The organism is Flavobacterium sp. C3NV (assembly GCF_046825355.2).
Classification (GTDB): Bacteria; Bacteroidota; Bacteroidia; order Flavobacteriales; family Flavobacteriaceae; genus Flavobacterium.
This window is the reverse complement of the sequence record NZ_JBKQBJ020000008.1, coordinates 147,465-163,816: the sequence shown is the minus strand read 5'-3', so window position 1 is coordinate 163,816 and position 16,352 is coordinate 147,465. Positions and strand designations below refer to the sequence as shown.

General features: G+C 36.0%; 12 protein-coding genes and 1 riboswitch. All 12 genes read left to right on the top strand.

Annotated elements, in window-relative coordinates:
* The first annotated feature begins 123 nt into the window (after positions 1–123).
* On the top strand, positions 124–1,029 hold the full coding sequence (cysD, locus tag ACIDC4_RS13545; RefSeq protein WP_173970907.1) for a sulfate adenylyltransferase subunit CysD: 906 nt from the start codon (positions 124–126) through the stop codon (positions 1,027–1,029).
* A 158-nt stretch (positions 1,030–1,187) separates the two neighbouring features.
* Complete coding sequence (locus ACIDC4_RS13540) at positions 1,188–2,432, top strand: sulfate adenylyltransferase subunit 1 (RefSeq protein WP_412043117.1); 1,245 nt, start codon at positions 1,188–1,190, stop codon at positions 2,430–2,432.
* An 80-nt stretch (positions 2,433–2,512) separates the two neighbouring features.
* Positions 2,513–4,603 carry a nitrite reductase gene (locus ACIDC4_RS13535; protein ID WP_412043118.1) on the top strand — a complete coding sequence of 697 codons (2,091 nt, stop codon included), beginning with the start codon at positions 2,513–2,515 and terminating at the stop codon, positions 4,601–4,603.
* Positions 4,596–5,372, top strand: a complete 777-nt coding sequence (gene cobA, locus ACIDC4_RS13530; RefSeq protein WP_412043119.1) for a uroporphyrinogen-III C-methyltransferase — start codon at positions 4,596–4,598, stop codon at positions 5,370–5,372. The genes ACIDC4_RS13535 and cobA overlap by 8 nt, the downstream gene beginning before the upstream one ends.
* Before the next feature lie 116 nt (positions 5,373–5,488).
* Complete coding sequence (locus tag ACIDC4_RS13525) at positions 5,489–6,070, top strand: precorrin-2 dehydrogenase/sirohydrochlorin ferrochelatase family protein (protein WP_078006280.1); 582 nt, start codon at positions 5,489–5,491, stop codon at positions 6,068–6,070.
* 245 nt (positions 6,071–6,315) lie between these two features.
* The gene (locus tag ACIDC4_RS13520; RefSeq protein WP_412043120.1) at positions 6,316–7,368 is read left to right on the top strand and encodes an NAD(P)/FAD-dependent oxidoreductase; all 1,053 of its coding nucleotides are present in this window, start codon (positions 6,316–6,318) and stop codon (positions 7,366–7,368) included.
* Positions 7,369–7,820: 452 nt separating this feature from the next.
* Positions 7,821–7,935, top strand: a riboswitch (SAM riboswitch).
* Between the two features lie 314 nt (positions 7,936–8,249).
* The gene (locus ACIDC4_RS13515; protein ID WP_412043121.1) at positions 8,250–9,254 is read left to right on the top strand and encodes a homocysteine S-methyltransferase family protein; all 1,005 of its coding nucleotides are present in this window, start codon (positions 8,250–8,252) and stop codon (positions 9,252–9,254) included.
* Between the two features lie 15 nt (positions 9,255–9,269).
* Positions 9,270–9,779, top strand: coding sequence for a hypothetical protein (locus tag ACIDC4_RS13510; RefSeq protein WP_412043122.1), 510 nt, complete (start codon positions 9,270–9,272; stop codon positions 9,777–9,779).
* Positions 9,780–10,108: 329 nt separating this feature from the next.
* Positions 10,109–12,784, top strand: a complete 2,676-nt coding sequence (metH, locus tag ACIDC4_RS13505) for a methionine synthase (protein ID WP_412043123.1) — start codon at positions 10,109–10,111, stop codon at positions 12,782–12,784.
* Positions 12,785–12,931: 147 nt separating this feature from the next.
* The gene (metF, locus tag ACIDC4_RS13500) at positions 12,932–13,888 is read left to right on the top strand and encodes a methylenetetrahydrofolate reductase [NAD(P)H] (protein WP_230034952.1); all 957 of its coding nucleotides are present in this window, start codon (positions 12,932–12,934) and stop codon (positions 13,886–13,888) included.
* A 242-nt stretch (positions 13,889–14,130) separates the two neighbouring features.
* Entirely contained in the window at positions 14,131–14,784 is a 654-nt protein-coding gene (locus tag ACIDC4_RS13495) for a class I SAM-dependent methyltransferase (RefSeq protein WP_412043124.1), read from the top strand.
* Positions 14,785–15,030: 246 nt separating this feature from the next.
* Complete coding sequence (locus ACIDC4_RS13490; protein WP_412043125.1) at positions 15,031–16,254, top strand: dicarboxylate/amino acid:cation symporter; 1,224 nt, start codon at positions 15,031–15,033, stop codon at positions 16,252–16,254.
* The last annotated feature ends 98 nt before the right edge of the window (positions 16,255–16,352 follow it).

Below are 16,352 nucleotides of genomic sequence, written 5' to 3'. Positions count from 1 at the left end.
TAAAATTCGTTGAAAAAAGACAAAAACAAAAAACACAGAATAACGATAGTTTATAGGTTTTAGATTAAACTCACAGCGATCTAAAACTAAAAAAAAACTGTCAAGCATTAAACAAAATATCAAATGAGTTCAAGTTCAGTATTAAAAACAAACGCTTTAGAGAGTGAAGCGATATACATTTTCAGAGAAGTAATTTCACAATTTGACAAGCCTGTTTTACTTTTTTCTGGAGGAAAAGATTCTATAACATTAGTGCGTTTGGCACAAAAAGCATTTTTTCCGGCAAAGATTCCGTTTCCTCTTTTGCATGTTGATACGGGACACAATTTCCCTGAAACTATTGCTTTTAGAGACAAATTGGTAGAAGAATTAGGATTGGAGTTAATTGTTCGTAATGTTCAGGATGCTATTGATGAAGGAAAAGTGGTTGAAGAAACTGGAAAATATTCTAGTAGAAACAGTTTACAGACCACAACACTTTTAGATGCTATCGAAGAATTTAAGTTTGATGCTTGTATTGGTGGTGCGCGTCGTGATGAAGAAAAAGCAAGAGCAAAGGAACGTATTTTTTCAGTTCGTGATGATTTTGGTCAATGGGATGAAAAAAATCAAAGGCCTGAGTTATTTGATATTTTGAACGGAAAAATAGAAAATGGTCAAAACGTTCGTGTTTTCCCAATTTCAAACTGGACAGAATTAGATGTTTGGAGTTATATCGAAAAAGAACATATTGAAATTCCGTCAATCTATTTTTCACATAAAAGAAAAGTTTTTTTGAGAGACGGTTTAATCTGGTCGCATTCTCCTTATGTGTACCAGGAAGAAGACGAACAAATCGAAGAAAGAATTGTTCGTTTCAGAACCGTTGGAGATATGAGTTGTACTGCTGCTGTTGAATCTTATGCTGCAACAATTCAGGAAGTTGTTGGAGAAATCAGAGAATCAACTATTTCTGAAAGAGGCGCCAGAATCGACGATAAACGTTCTGAAGCTGCAATGGAAAAGAGAAAACAACAAGGATACTTTTAATTCAATTAAAAATTTAGAATTAAAAATTAAAAATTAAAAATCTCTACAGTAAATTCAAAAACAAAAAAACATACAGATTTAAACTTTCGTTCATAGGGAATCAACTTTAAACCTGAAACCTGAAACAAAAAATTTAAACCTGAAACAAAAATATTAGAATGGAAGTTTTAAAAATAGCAACAGCAGGAAGTGTAGATGACGGAAAAAGTACTTTGATCGGAAGATTATTGTACGATACGAAATCGTTGACTACAGATAAAATAGAAGCAATCGAAAAAAGCAGTAAACAAAAAGGATACGACTATCTTGATTTTTCATTGGCAACTGACGGATTAGTGGCAGAAAGAGAACAAGGAATCACTATTGATGTTGCTCATATTTATTTTTCGACTGCAAAGAAAAGTTACATTATTGCCGATACTCCGGGTCACGTAGAATATACCAGAAACATGGTTACAGGAGCTTCGACTTCTCAGGTTTCTATTATTTTAATTGATGCCAGAAAAGGCGTAATTGAGCAAACATACCGTCACTTTTTTATCAATAATTTATTGAGAGTAAAAGAGGTAATTGTTGCGATCAATAAAATGGATTTAGTTGATTATTCTGAAGAAGTATACAACAAAATCAAAGCTGATTTTCAGGCATTAAATGCTAAAAGTACTTTCAAAGAACAAAACGTAAGTTATATTCCGTTAAGTGCTATCAATGGCGGAAACGTAGTTGATCAATCAGAGAATATGCCTTGGTACACTGGTCAAACTGTTTTGCAACATTTAGAGGGATTAGACTCTTCGGATGTTTTTGAAGCAGGAAAAGCGCGTTTCCCGGTTCAGACTGTCATTCGTCCAAAGACAGAAGAATACCATGACTTTAGAGGTTACGCAGGAAAATTATACGGAAACTCAATTAAAGTTGGAGATGCTGTAACAGTTCTTCCTTCTTTAACAGAATCAAAAGTATCAAAAATTCACTTTTTCGATAAAACATTTGATGAAGCCGTTGCAGGTTCTTCAATTACAATCGAACTGGAAAATGATATCAATGTTACGAGAGGAGATATGATAGTAAAATCATCAGAGCTTCCAAAAATTGAAAAAGAAATCAGTACAACAGTTTGTTGGATGGACAGTAAAAAACTGGTTGCAGGTACAAAATATATTGTACAACACAACACAAATTCAGTTTTGGCAAAAGTAGAAAGTATCAAAAATACCATCTCTACAGATTATTCAGGTACGAAAGAAGCATCGCAATTAGCCATAAATGAAATAGGAGAAGTAAGCATTAAATTAAGTAAACCTTTATATTTTGATGCCTATAACGATAATAAATCAAACGGAGCTTTTATCTTAATTGATACAGCAACCAATACCACCGCTGGAGTTGGATTTATTAGATAAAATGCAATAGACGTAAGTCCTGAGCACAAAGTAAGAAAGTTAAAGTTAGCTATTAGCTAAGAGCCAAAAGCAAAAAGAAAATGGAAAGTTTTAGAACAGAAATAGAAAATCCGATCGTTCAGAAAGAGATCATCGATTTAGAAAAAAAGATTCATTTATTCCGTGGAGGAAAAATTGATGATGAGCGTTTTCGTAGTCTTCGTTTAGCGCGAGGAATTTACGGACAACGTCAGGAAGGCGTTCAAATGATTCGTATTAAGTTGCCTTACGGTAAAGTAACCAGCGAACAATTGCTGCGTATTACTAAAGTTTCTGATGAATATTCTACAGGACGTTTGCACATTACAACGCGTCAGGACATTCAGATTCACTATGTAAGTTTAGACAGAACTCCTGAGCTTTGGGCAAATTTAGCAAAAGATGATGTTACCTTGCGTGAAGCTTGTGGTAACACCGTAAGAAATATAACAGGAAGTGAATTGGCTGGTGTAGATGTAAACGAACCATTTGATGTTTCGCCTTATGCACACGCTTTATTTCAATATTTATTAAGAAACCCGATTTGTCAGGAAATGGGACGTAAATTCAAAATTTCGTTCTCATCATCTGATGAAGATACCGCTTTGAGTTATTTGCACGATTTAGGATTTATCCCGAAAATTGTTGATGGCGTTCGCGGATTCAAAATCATGTTTGGTGGAGGTTTAGGATCTCAGCCGGCGCATGCTGAATTACTTTCAGAATTTGTTCCTGCAAACGAAATCATCCCGACAGCAGAAGGAATCATCCGTATTTTTGACCGTTACGGTGAACGTGCAAAAAGAATGAAAGCGCGTATGAAATTCTTAATCAAAGAAATGGGAAGAGATGTTTTCCTTGATTTAGTTGAAAAAGAGAAAAAAGCAATCGCTTTTGAAACTTACGAAATTGACACAACCGCTTTTGACGGACCAATTGCAGAACCATTATTGCAAGCTCCAGAAGTTACAATCGAAGATGCTGCAGCTTATGAAGCCTGGAAAAAATCGAATGTAATTGCTCAAAAACAAGCAGGTTATTACGCTATTGGTATCAAAGTTTTATTAGGAGATTTTTATACTGATAAAGCAAGATTATTAGCCGCTTTAATTAAAAATTACGCAGCAAATGAACTACGTTTTTCATTGCGTCAAAATATTGTAATACGTCACGTAAAAGAAGAGAATCTTCCTTTCTTTTATCAGGAATTAGCCAAATTAAACTTTGTTGATTTAGGTTATAATTCTACAGCTGATATTACGGCATGTCCCGGTACAGATACTTGTAATTTGGGGATTGCAAGTAGTACCGGTATTGCAGAAGAATTAGAAAAAGTTTTAAACGCAGAATATCCACAATATTTAAACAATCAGGAAATCGAGATTAAAATTTCGGGTTGTATGAATGCTTGCGGGCAACACAATATGTCTGCAATTGGTTTTCAGGGAATGTCTATCAATTCTGGAAAATTAGTGGCTCCGGCATTGCAGGTTTTATTAGGAGGAGGAAGATTAGGAAACGGAGCCGGACGTTTTGCTGACAAAGTAATTAAAATTCCAAGCCGTAGAGGACCAGATGCTTTGCGTACCATCTTAAATGATTTTGACGCGAATGCAAACGGAGAAAAATTCCTTAATTATTATGATCTAAAAGGAGAGAAATATTTCTATGAAATTTTGAAACCTTTCGCAGACGTAACCAATTTAACTGAAGCTGATTTTATAGATTGGGGTAATGCAGATAACTATGTAAAAGCAGTTGGAGTAGGAGAATGTGCTGGAGTTGTGATCGATTTAGTAGCTACTTTATTATTAGAGGCTAAAGATAAATTGACTTTTGCTCAGGAATCTTTCGACGAAGGAAAATGGTCAGATGCAATTTATCATGCTTATGCAGGATTTGTAAATGGTGCCAAAGCTTTATTGCTTTCAGAAAACGAAAAAACAAATAATCATGCAGGAATTGTAGATTTATTTGATACTGTTTTCATTGCAACTGATAAAATTCAATTACCAACAACATTTAGAGAATTGGTATATCAAATCAATCAAAATGAGCCTACCGAAGCATTTGCGAAAGCATATATTCAACAAGGAATTTCATTTTTTGATACCATAGAAAAATACAGAGCTCAAGAATTAGCAAATGCATAATACAATAAAACCCAAAGTAACTTTAGTTGGTGCAGGTCCCGGAGATCCGGATTTGCTTACGCTGAAAGCCGTAAAAGCCCTTGCTGAAGCGAATGTGGTTTTGTACGATGCCTTGGCCAATGACGAAATATTAGCGCATGCTCCTAAAAATGCCATCAAAATTTTTGTTGGAAAAAAAATAGGAAATCACGCTTACTCGCAAGACCAAATCAATCAGTTAATTGTTGATAATGCATTAACGTACGGAAATGTAGTGCGTTTAAAAGGTGGTGATCCGTTTATTTTCGGGCGCGGAAGCGAAGAAATTGAATTTGCAGAAAGCTTTGGAATCGAAACAATTGTAATTCCCGGAATATCTTCGGTAGTAGCAGTTCCGGCAAGTCAGGGAATTTCTATTACTAAAAGAGGCGTTTCAGAAAGCTTTTGGGCAATTACCGGAACAACTTCTGATAGAAAATTATCTTCAGATGTGGCACTGGCGGCGCAATCTTCTGCAACAGTTGTTATTTTGATGGGAATGCACAAATTGCCTCAAATTATCGATTTGTTTCAAAAAGAATCTAAAGGAGATTTGCCCGTAGCGATTATTCAAAACGGAACAACTTCTGATGAAAAAGTAGGCGTTGGAACAGTAGATTCAATTTTAGAAGTTGTAAAACAAAGACAACTGAGTTCACCGGCAATTATTGTTCTTGGAAACGTTGTTCGCGAAAGCAATAAATTAAAAGGATTTTACGAAGAATTTCTATCAAAAGAAATAGTTAGATAAAGTTCCGTAGGAACGATCCATATTGTAGCGCCGGGTTTCAACCCGGGAATGCAGGATTTATTTTGATGTTGTTAAGAATAAATCATCTAATTTTGATTGGATGAAATTAAATTAAAATGGAACAAAACGAATTATATCCAATATTCCTAAAGCTTCATAATCTAAATGTGCTGATTGTGGGTGGAGGAAATGTGGGACTAGAAAAGCTCTCTTTTTTATTAAAGTCGAGCCCTAATGCAAATGTTGAAGTTGTAGCGCCGGATTTTCATTTAGAAATTAAAGTATTAGCCGAAAGTCATCCTTCAATTAAATTGACAGAATCGAAGTTCAAAAAGAAAATGCTCAAAAAGCGTCATATGGTAATCGCTTGTACCGATGATCTAAAAGTCAACAAAAAGGTATACGATTTATCCCGAAAGCGTTATTTGATATGCAATATTGCTGATACACCAGATTTATGTGATTATTATCTGGGCGGAATCGTAACGAAAGGAAATGTGAAAATTGCCATTTCGACCAACGGGAAATCGCCAACAACAGCCAAAAGGCTGCGGGAGTTTTTCGAAGAAGTGATTCCGGAAGACATCAATAAAATGGTAGAAAACCTGAACGAATACAGAAGAACCTTAAAAGGTGATTTTGAAGAAAAGGTTAAAAGGATGAACGAGATTACCGCTTCATTAAAAAACAAAGAGTAATAAAAGAGTTCCGGAGGAACGTTTCATATTGTAGCGTCGGGTTTCAACCCGATGGAGGAGGAATGTTTTATATTGTAGCGTCGGGTTTTAACCCGATGATTCCAGAGGAACGGATTCATATTATAGCGTCGGGTTTAACCCGATGAAAAAAGATTCACAAAGAAATCAATGATAAAAATCATTTGTCATTAGAATATATTATTCGTTTCTTTGTATTATTAAGAATGATTATAAACAACAACATAATGATTAAAACAGATATACTTATAATTGGAGCAGGACCAACAGGTTTATTTGCCGTTTTCGAGGCAGGATTATTAAAATTAAAATGTCATATTTTAGATGCTTTACCACAAGCAGGAGGACAACTTTCAGAATTGTACCCTAAAAAGCCTATCTATGATATTCCTGGTTTTCCTGAAGTTTTAGCAGGAGATTTAATTGATAACCTACAAGAGCAAATTAAACAATTTGAGCCAGGTTACACATTAGGAGAAAGAGCTGAAACTATCGAAAAACAAGAAGACGGAAGTTTTATTGTAACATCAAACAAAGGAACTAAATTTCACGCACCGGTTATTGCTATTGCTGGAGGTTTAGGAAGTTTTGAGCCACGCAAGCCACTTATCGAAGATATCGAGTTTTATGAAGATAAAGGAGTAAAATACTTCATCAAAAATCCGGAGAAATTCAGAGACAAAAGAGTTGTAATTGCAGGAGGAGGAGATTCAGCTTTAGACTGGAGTATCTTCTTAGCAAATGTAGCTTCAGAAGTAACTTTGATTCACCGTAGAAACGAATTTAGAGGAGCTCTAGATTCTGTAGAAAAAGTACAGGAACTTAAAACAGCAGGAAAAATTAAATTAATTACACCTGCAGAAGTTATCGGAATTAATGGTGCTGAGCACGTTGAATCGTTAGATATCGAAGAAAACGGAGCACACCGCAAAATCGAAACGGATTTCTTTATTCCACTTTTCGGATTGACTCCAAAATTAGGACCAATCGCAGACTGGGGATTAGATATCGAGAAAAATGCTATTAAAGTAAACAATGCATTAGATTACCAAACCAACATTCCTGGAATCTTCGCCATTGGAGACGTTAACACTTATCCAGGAAAATTGAAGTTAATCCTTTGTGGTTTCCACGAAGCAACTTTGATGTGTCAGGCAGCGTACCAAATCATCAATCCAGGTAAAAAATACGTATTGAAATATACCACAGTTTCTGGAGTAGACGGTTTCGACGGAACTCGTAAAGAAGCGCCAAAAGCAGTTGTTAAAGCAATTATCTAATCTGAGTTGCTAAGGTTCTAAGGGACTAAGATTCTAAGATTTTTACATACAAAGCTCAAACTTGTTATCAAGTTTGGGCTTTATTTTTTATAAAATATATAAAACATAGCCAGTGGTTTCAACCACTGGAACACAACGTATAAACACAACGTATAAACACAACGTATAAACACAACGTATAAACACATCGCATTCCCGCAACATATAGACACAACGCATAATCAATATATATGGTTATAACGCAAACGAATTATCACAATACGTTCCCGGCGGTTGAAACCGCGGGCTATATTTGAAAAAAAGAAGTCGATTTTAAAACTTAGAACCTTATCATCTCAGCACCTTTTAAAAAACCTTAGAGCCTCAGAATCTTAGCCCCTCAGAAACTTAAAAAAAACACTTGCAAATCGAATGTTGATTTCATACCTTTGCCCTGTTCTTAAAATTATTGAAAGTTATCACGAAAGGCGGAGGGATAGACCCGATGAAACCTTAGCAACCCTTTATCTTAAAGAAGGTGCTAAATTCTACTTAATACAAATTCATAGTATTTAAGATAGATAACACAAATACATAAAGTATTTCCCAAAACTCTTCCTGACAACCATACAATATTATTTTACTGAATTCAGTATTATGAGCGAATCATTGACGCATTTTTTGCTGTCATCGTTCCCGCTTTCGCCTATATCTCTCCGTTTCACTGCGAGGATACCGGCTTAATCGGGGCTAGTTAGCTTACAATAGTGATTTTTTGGAATTAATGTGAATCAAAACACGTATTCTAACAGGTTTTCAAAACCAGTTAGGTATGTTTATAATAGAATAAAAAACTTAGCATCTTAGTGCCTCAGCACCTTAGCAGCTAAAAGATAAAAGACATGGCAATAACAATTCAGGAAGCAATAAAAAAAAATATCCTAATCCTTGACGGAGCAATGGGAACAATGTTGCAGCGCTATAATTTCTCCGAAGAAGATTTTCGTGGAGAGCGTTTCAAGGATTTCCCGCATCCCTTAAAAGGAAACAACGATTTACTATCCATAACACAACCACAAGCAATTCGCGATGTTCACGCTGCTTATTACGAAGCCGGCGCAGACATCGTAGAAACCAATACTTTTTCAGGAACTACGATCGGTATGGCCGACTATTTCCTGGAAGATTTGGTTTACGAATTAAACTACGAATCGGCTAAAATTGCACGAGAAGTAGCCGATGAATTCACCGCTAAAAACCCAGACAAACCACGTTTTGTAGCAGGATCAATCGGGCCAACAAACCGTACGGCAAGTATGTCACCAGACGTAAATGATCCAGGTTACAGAGCCGTAACATTTGATGATTTACGCATTGCCTACAAACAACAAGTTGAGGCGTTAATGGATGGAGGTTGCGATTTATTGTTAGTAGAAACCATTTTCGATACCTTAAATGCTAAAGCAGCACTTTTTGCAATCGAAGAAGTAAAAGACGAACGTAATCTGGATATCCCGATCATGGTTTCAGGAACCATTACCGATGCTTCAGGAAGAACACTTTCTGGGCAAACGGTTGAAGCATTTTTGATTTCGGTATCGCATATTCCGTTATTGAGTGTTGGTTTCAATTGCGCTCTTGGAGCCGATTTGTTGAAACCATATTTAAAAACATTATCGCAGCATACACAGTTCAATGTCTCGGCGCACCCAAATGCAGGATTACCAAACGCATTCGGACAATATGATGAAACGCCGGAACAAACTCAGGCTTTAATTAAGGAATATTTAGATGATAATTTAATCAACATAATTGGTGGTTGTTGCGGAACTACTCCGGATCACATCAGATTAATTGCTGAAGTAGCGAAGGATTATAAGCCACGTGTGGCACCTGTTTTGGCATAATAAATTTCCATAGAGATGAAGCAATTTAAAATAATAATAGTTGTATTTGTACTTTTCGGCTTATTTGGTTTCAGTGGAAAACCTTTGACAAAAGTTAGAGAAGAAGTATCAACTGATTTTTATTTTGTAATTGAAAATGGAGGAAATGATTATTATGATTCTCAGAATAATAATTTTCATAGAAAATATGTCAAAGAAGAAAAAATAATAAAAGTAAAACTAACCAGGGACGAAAAGGAAAAAATCTATTCGTTCATTTTGAAAATCAAATTTTTTGAAATGCCGACAAAATTTGAACCCAATGATAAGAAGAATATTGTAATCAGAAGTCCTGGTTTTTTGCAAAGTATATTAATTACGGCAAATGGCAAAAATAAACTTGTCAGTTATGACACAGGTTTTACCAGCAAAAAGAATGATGAAAATGCAAAACCTTTTTTAGATCTATATAATATGATTTGGGGAATTTTATATAAAAAAGAGGGAATAAAAAAAATGCCGAAGTCGGACTATTTTTATGAATAATCTAAAAAAGTTCCGGAGGAAAGAAATGTTTATAGCAACGTAGGAACGACATATAATACGTAAGATCTGAAAAAAGATAATTGAAATCGTTAAGACAAAAAATATCTGATGAACCCGATACCGCGTGAGGGATAGAAGTGGATAGCCCACAGCCTGACGAAGGAAGAGCGAGGACTTGTAACGGATAGCCCGACCCTTGGGGCACGCCCAAAATAGGATTATTAAAAACGAATATACCTACAAGGTTTCGAAAACCTTGCAGGAAAGAAAAAATAGAATAAAAAAACTCAGAACCTTAGAATCTCAGGATCTTAGTAACTTAAAAAGAAATGGCAGAAAAAAGAAGAGACCTTGTATTAGCAGGATTAGAACCGTTGATTATTACGCCCGAAAGTGTTTTTGTAAACATTGGCGAGCGTACGAATGTAACGGGTTCGCGAAAATTCCTTCGCTTAATCAAGGAAGAGAAATATGACGAGGCACTTGATATTGCAAGACAACAAGTAGAAGGTGGAGCACAAATCATCGATATTAATATGGATGAAGGAATGCTTGATGGTGTTCAGGCAATGACCAAATTTTTGAATTTAATTGCATCAGAACCGGATATTTCCCGAGTGCCGATTATGATCGACAGCTCGAAATGGGAAATCATCGAAGCGGGTCTTAAAGTAGTACAAGGAAAAAGCGTTGTAAACTCGATCTCTTTGAAAGAAGGCGAAGAAGCTTTTATTCACCATGCCAAATTAATCAAACGATACGGAGCGGCGGCCATTATCATGGCTTTTGACGAAGTGGGTCAGGCCGATAATTTTGACCGAAGAGTCGAAATCTGTCAGCGTTCGTATGATATTTTGGTTAACAAAGTTGGTTTTCCGCCACAAGATATTATTTTCGATTTGAATATTTTCCCCGTTGCAACCGGAATGGAAGAACATCGCCTGAATGCTTTGGACTTTTTTAGAGGTACAAAATGGGTTAGGGATAACTTGCCACATGCGCATATTAGCGGTGGAGTAAGTAACGTTTCGTTTTCTTTTAGAGGAAATGACCACGTTCGTGAAGCGATGCACTCGGTATTTTTATACCATGCAATCAAGAACGGAATGACGATGGGAATCGTAAATCCGGAGATGCTTTCGATTTATGATGATATCCCAAAAGACTTATTAGAACACGTTGAAGACGTAATCCTAAACAGACGCGACGATGCAACAGAACGACTTTTGGATTTTGCTGAAAACGTAAAAGGCGAAGTAAAAAGTGATGAAAAAGCAATTCAGGAATGGCGTTTAGGAACGGTTCAGGAGCGTATTACACATTCATTGGTAAAAGGTGTTGATGCTTTTATTGAAGAAGATGTTGAAGAAGCGCGTTTGGCCGCTGTAAAACCAATTGAAGTTATCGAAATCAATTTGATGACGGGAATGAATGTCGTGGGAGATTTATTTGGAAGCGGAAAAATGTTCTTGCCTCAGGTGGTAAAATCGGCACGTGTAATGAAAAAAGCCGTTGCGTATTTGTTACCGTACATTGAAGCCAGCAAACAGGCCGGAGACAAACAAGGGAATGGAAAAATTTTGATGGCGACTGTAAAAGGTGACGTTCACGATATTGGTAAAAATATTGTTTCGGTAGTATTGGCTTGTAACAACTACGAGATTGTAGATCTTGGTGTTATGGTGCCTCCGGAAAAAATTATTGCTGCGGCCATTGAACATAATGTTGATATTATTGGTTTAAGCGGACTGATCACACCTTCGCTTGACGAAATGGTGTATCTGGCAAAAGAATTAGACAAACAAGGAATTAAAATTCCGATTATGATTGGTGGAGCAACCACTTCGCGCGCGCATACTGCCGTGAAAATCGCTCCTCAATATAGAGAAACTGTAATTCACGTAAACGATGCTTCGCGTGCCGTTACCGTTGCAGGAAACTTATTAGATCATAACCGTAAAATATATGCGAGTGATATTCGGGCAGAATACGATGCGTTTAGAGAAACGTTTTTGAATCGTTCGAGAGATAAAAACTTCCTGACGATCGAGCAAGCGCGCAAAAACAAATTACAATTGGATTGGGACGAATATACTCCGACTAAACCAAAGTTTATTGGCAAAAAAATCATCGAAGTAGATCTTGATGTTTTGGTTCCTTATATCGACTGGACTCCGTTTTTTAGAACCTGGGAATTGTTCGGGAAATATCCGGCAATTTTAACAGATGAGGTTGTTGGAGAACAGGCAACTTCTGTTTTTGCTGATGCTCAGGAAATGTTGAAAGTGATTCTGGCAGAGAAAAAACTAACGGCTAAAGGAATTTACGGCATTTTCCCTGCGAACCAAATTGACGACGACGATATCGAATTGCGTGATGAAAACGGAAAAGTGTTGGAGAAATTCTTAACGCTTCGTCAGCAATCACAAAAAACAAAAGGAGCACCAAACATAGCATTGTCTGATTTTATTCTACCAAAAGACAGTGGAATTACAGATTATATGGGCGCATTTTGTGTAACAACCGGTTTTGGTGTAGACGAATGGGCAGCTGAGTTCGAAAAAGACTTAGATGATTATAATTCGATTATGGTAAAAGCATTAGCAGATCGTTTTGCTGAGGCTTTCGCCGAATATCTGCACGAAAAAGTACGTCAGGATTTCTGGGGTTATGATGCCGAAGAATCACTTTCGACAGAAGATTTGATCGAAGAAAATTACAAAGGAATTCGTCCTGCGCCAGGATATCCTGCTTGTCCGGATCACTTAGAGAAACCAACGATTTGGAAGCTCTTAAACGTTGCCGATGAAATTGGAGTAACCTTAACAGAAAGTATGGCAATGTGGCCGGCATCTTCGGTTTCCGGATATTACTTTGGAAATCCGAAAAGTAAATATTTCGGACTCGGAAAAATAAAAGAAGATCAGGTGGTAGATTACGCCAAACGACGCAATGTACCAACAGATTACGCCATGAAATGGTTAAACCCTAATATAGCAGATTAAATTAATTTTTGATTTTAGAGTTCAGATTTCAGATTTTACTCTAAATCATCATTTAAACAAAAAGATATTTGATTATGTTTTTTGATTTCAGATTTTTTACAGAAACTAAAACTCAAAATTCATAACTCATAACTCATAACTTAAAAAATGAAAGTAACACAACATATAGAAAACGCCAAAGGAAATACATTATTCTCATTTGAAATTATTCCGCCTCAAAAGGGGAAAAGCATTCAGGAATTGTACGATAATATCGATCCGTTGATGGAGTTTAAACCGCCGTTTATTGATGTAACGACTTCTCGCGAGGAGTACATTTATATTGATAAAGGCAACGGACTTTTAGATAAAAAACTGACTCGTATGCGTCCGGGAACGCTAGGGATTTGCGCTTCTATAAAACATAAATACAATGTAGATACTGTGCCTCACGTACTTTGCGGAGGATTTACGAAAGAAGAAACCGAGTATCTTCTGGTAGATTGTAATTATTTAGGAATCGATAATATCATGGCTTTACGTGGTGACGCCATGAAAGACGAACAATATTTTATCCCTAAAGCAGGAGGAAATAATTATGCAATCGATTTGGTACAACAAATTAATTTATTGAATCAGGGAAAATACCTTCATGAGGTAATGGATATTGATAACAAAGCTGATTTCTGTATTGGTGTTGCAGGTTATCCGGAGAAACATTTAGAGTCTCCTTCGTTACAATCGGACTTAAAAAGACTGAAAGAAAAAGTAGATGCCGGAGCTGATTATGTGGTAACGCAGATGTTTTTCGACAACTCAAAATATTTCAAATTTGTAGAAAAAGCCAGAGAAATGGGTATCACAATTCCTATTATTCCGGGAATTAAGCCAATCGCGGTTCAAAGACATTTACAGGTTTTACCTCAAATTTTCCGTATCGATTTGCCGGAAGATTTAATTCATGCCGTAGATCAATGCAAGAATAATGCAGAAATCAGACAAGTAGGAATCGAATGGGCAATTCAACAGTCATTAGAACTAAAAGCTGCCGGAGTTCCTGTTTTGCATTATTATTCAATGGGGAAATCTGAGAATATTCGTCAGATTGCGAGCCATCTTTTTTAAGTTTTTAATGTTTTAGTCATTGCACATAATATTGTCATTCCGAGGAACGAGGAATCTCCGCAAGTAACTCCGCACAGAAAAGCGGACAATCTTTATCGAGCTTCTTGCGGAGATTCCTCGTTCCTCGGAATGACAAAAGATACGTGAAAGTTATAGTGTGGTTGCTTCGTTCCTCCCAGTATTTTCATCTTTGCGAATAATTGGAATTTGGAATTTTTTAATTGGAATTTAATTTTAAAGTTATGAAACAAGAAGAATTACAAGCAATAGCTTCTCAGCTTAAACACCCAACTGGAGAAAAAGGAATCGAAATGGGCAATATGATGAATGAAACCAACATCAACATGACGCGCCATTCGATTCAGAATCTACAGATAGAAGCAGGAAATAAAATTCTGGAATTAGGTCACGGAAATGCTGGACACGTTGAATTCATCTTTGAACAAGCTGAAAATATTAAATACTACGGACTTGAAATGTCTGAGTTAATGTTTCAGGAAGCGCGCCAGATCAACAGAAATTATGTTTCTCAAAAACAAGCTTTCTTCTCGATTTATGACGGAAATACAATTCCGTTTGAAGATAATTCATTCAATAAAGTATTTACGGTAAACACGATTTATTTTTGGCAGGAACCTGAAAAATTGCTTTCTGAAATTTACAGGGTTTTGCAGTCAAAAGGAATTTTATGCATCACTTTTGCAGAAGAGAGTTTTATGAAGCAACTTCCTTTTACTCAATTCGAATTCGAACTTTATAGCACTGAAAAAGCCGAAAAACTTATAGGAAAATCATCGTTCAAAATCATAAACAAAGAGACTTTAACAGAAAAGGTAAAAAGTAAAACAGGCGAATTGGTCGACAGAGCTTTTACTACTTTGGTTTTAGAAAAATAATAATGAATGCGAATCAAGAGATTAAAATGTTTGGCTATTGCGTACCTATGACACGCTAAATCTATTTTTAATTCCTTATTTCTACCAATATTTAGTGCCTAAATGCACATCTTTCGCATGAATTAAAAATCATTTGAAATCCTTTTAATCAGTGGCATAAAAAAATAATTTCAGTACTCTTTTTTTGAGTAATTTAATTGATTTTTATTTCAGGTTTCTATTTCCAAATTCTAATACGGCTTAATTATGGAGGTTAAAAAAATCAATTTTCTAAAAAGTTACAGCAGTGTCTTGCTGCTTTTGGGCGGAATCATAATAGGAAGTATTTTCGGATTAGTTTTTAAAGAGAAAGTTGCCGTTATAAAACCTGTTGGAGATATATTCTTAAACTTGCTTTTTACAGCGATTATTCCGCTTGTTTTTTTTACAATTACTTCTTCAATTGCCAATTTAGAGAAAACAGAAAAGTTAGGAAAGTTATTTGTTATCATGATAGCAGTGTTTTTAGGGACACTTTTAATTTCGGCTATTGTTATGATTATCGCGGTTTATCTTTTTCCCATTCATGAAAATATTATCATTACTAAAGTTCCATTAGAGAATATCCAATCCGGGAGTGTTGGCGATCAAATAGCACAATTACTAACGACCAATGATTTCTACGAATTGTTGTCCCGAAAAAGTATGTTGGCGCTCATTATTTTTTCCTTTTTAATAGGATTTGCAACTTTGCAATCAGGAGAAAAAGGGAATGCTTTCAAAAGTTTTTTGGATTCCGGAAACGAAGTCATGAAACAGCTTCTAACTATGATTATGAAATTGGCTCCAATAGGTTTAGGTGCTTATTTTGCGTATCAGGTTAGTTATTATGGGCCACAATTATTTGGAGTTTATGCCAAACCATTAGGTGTTTATTACGTAGCTTGTATCTTTTACTTTTTTGTCTTTTTTAGTTTATATGCTTTATTGGCCGGAGGTAAGAGAGCTTTTATTGTTTTTTGGAGCAACAATATTACACCTTCATTAACAGCAATTGGAACCTGCAGCAGCATTGCGACTATTCCGGCGAACCTCGACGCTGCCGAAAAAATGGGCATTCCAAAACATGTCAGGAATTTAGTTATTCCACTTGGGGCACCTTTGCACAAAGACGGTTCTAGTATGTCATCCATCTTAAAAATAACATTTCTTTTTGCCATGTTTGGTAAAGATTTTACTTCACCGTCAACCATACTTTTAGCATTAGGAATTACGATAATCGTGTCGATTGTTGAGGGCGGAATCCCGAACGGTGGTTATATAGGAGAAGTTTTGGCCATTACCGTTTACGGATTACCAATGGAGCAAGCTTTGCCGGTTGCTATGATCTTAGGAACTCTTGTTGACCCTATTGCTACTTTACTAAATGCGAACGGCGATGTTATTTCCTCTATGATGGTCTCGCGGTTCTCGGAAAAGACGAAATGGTAAACGACTAATTATACCCCAACAATAAAAATCAGTATTAATCCGCTTAATCAGTTTAATCTGTGTGCTATTCTGTAGTAGCGCAATTATATAAGCATATA

Bases quoted from the DNA above. Each gene is read 5' to 3' on its own strand.
- cysD (WP_173970907.1), top strand. From the start codon at position 124: ATGAGTTCAAGTTCAGTATTAAAAACAAACGCTTTAGAGAGTGAAGCG.
- ACIDC4_RS13520 (WP_412043120.1), top strand. From the start codon at position 6,316: ATGATTAAAACAGATATACTTATAATTGGAGCAGGACCAACAGGTTTA.
- cobA (WP_412043119.1), top strand. From the start codon at position 4,596: ATGCATAATACAATAAAACCCAAAGTAACTTTAGTTGGTGCAGGTCCC.
- ACIDC4_RS13495 (WP_412043124.1), top strand. From the start codon at position 14,131: ATGAAACAAGAAGAATTACAAGCAATAGCTTCTCAGCTTAAACACCCA.
- metH (WP_412043123.1), top strand. From the start codon at position 10,109: ATGGCAGAAAAAAGAAGAGACCTTGTATTAGCAGGATTAGAACCGTTG.
- ACIDC4_RS13525 (WP_078006280.1), top strand. From the start codon at position 5,489: ATGGAACAAAACGAATTATATCCAATATTCCTAAAGCTTCATAATCTA.
- ACIDC4_RS13535 (WP_412043118.1), top strand. From the start codon at position 2,513: ATGGAAAGTTTTAGAACAGAAATAGAAAATCCGATCGTTCAGAAAGAG.
- ACIDC4_RS13515 (WP_412043121.1), top strand. From the start codon at position 8,250: ATGGCAATAACAATTCAGGAAGCAATAAAAAAAAATATCCTAATCCTT.
- ACIDC4_RS13490 (WP_412043125.1), top strand. From the start codon at position 15,031: ATGGAGGTTAAAAAAATCAATTTTCTAAAAAGTTACAGCAGTGTCTTG.
- ACIDC4_RS13510 (WP_412043122.1), top strand. From the start codon at position 9,270: ATGAAGCAATTTAAAATAATAATAGTTGTATTTGTACTTTTCGGCTTA.
- ACIDC4_RS13540 (WP_412043117.1), top strand. From the start codon at position 1,188: ATGGAAGTTTTAAAAATAGCAACAGCAGGAAGTGTAGATGACGGAAAA.
- metF (WP_230034952.1), top strand. From the start codon at position 12,932: ATGAAAGTAACACAACATATAGAAAACGCCAAAGGAAATACATTATTC.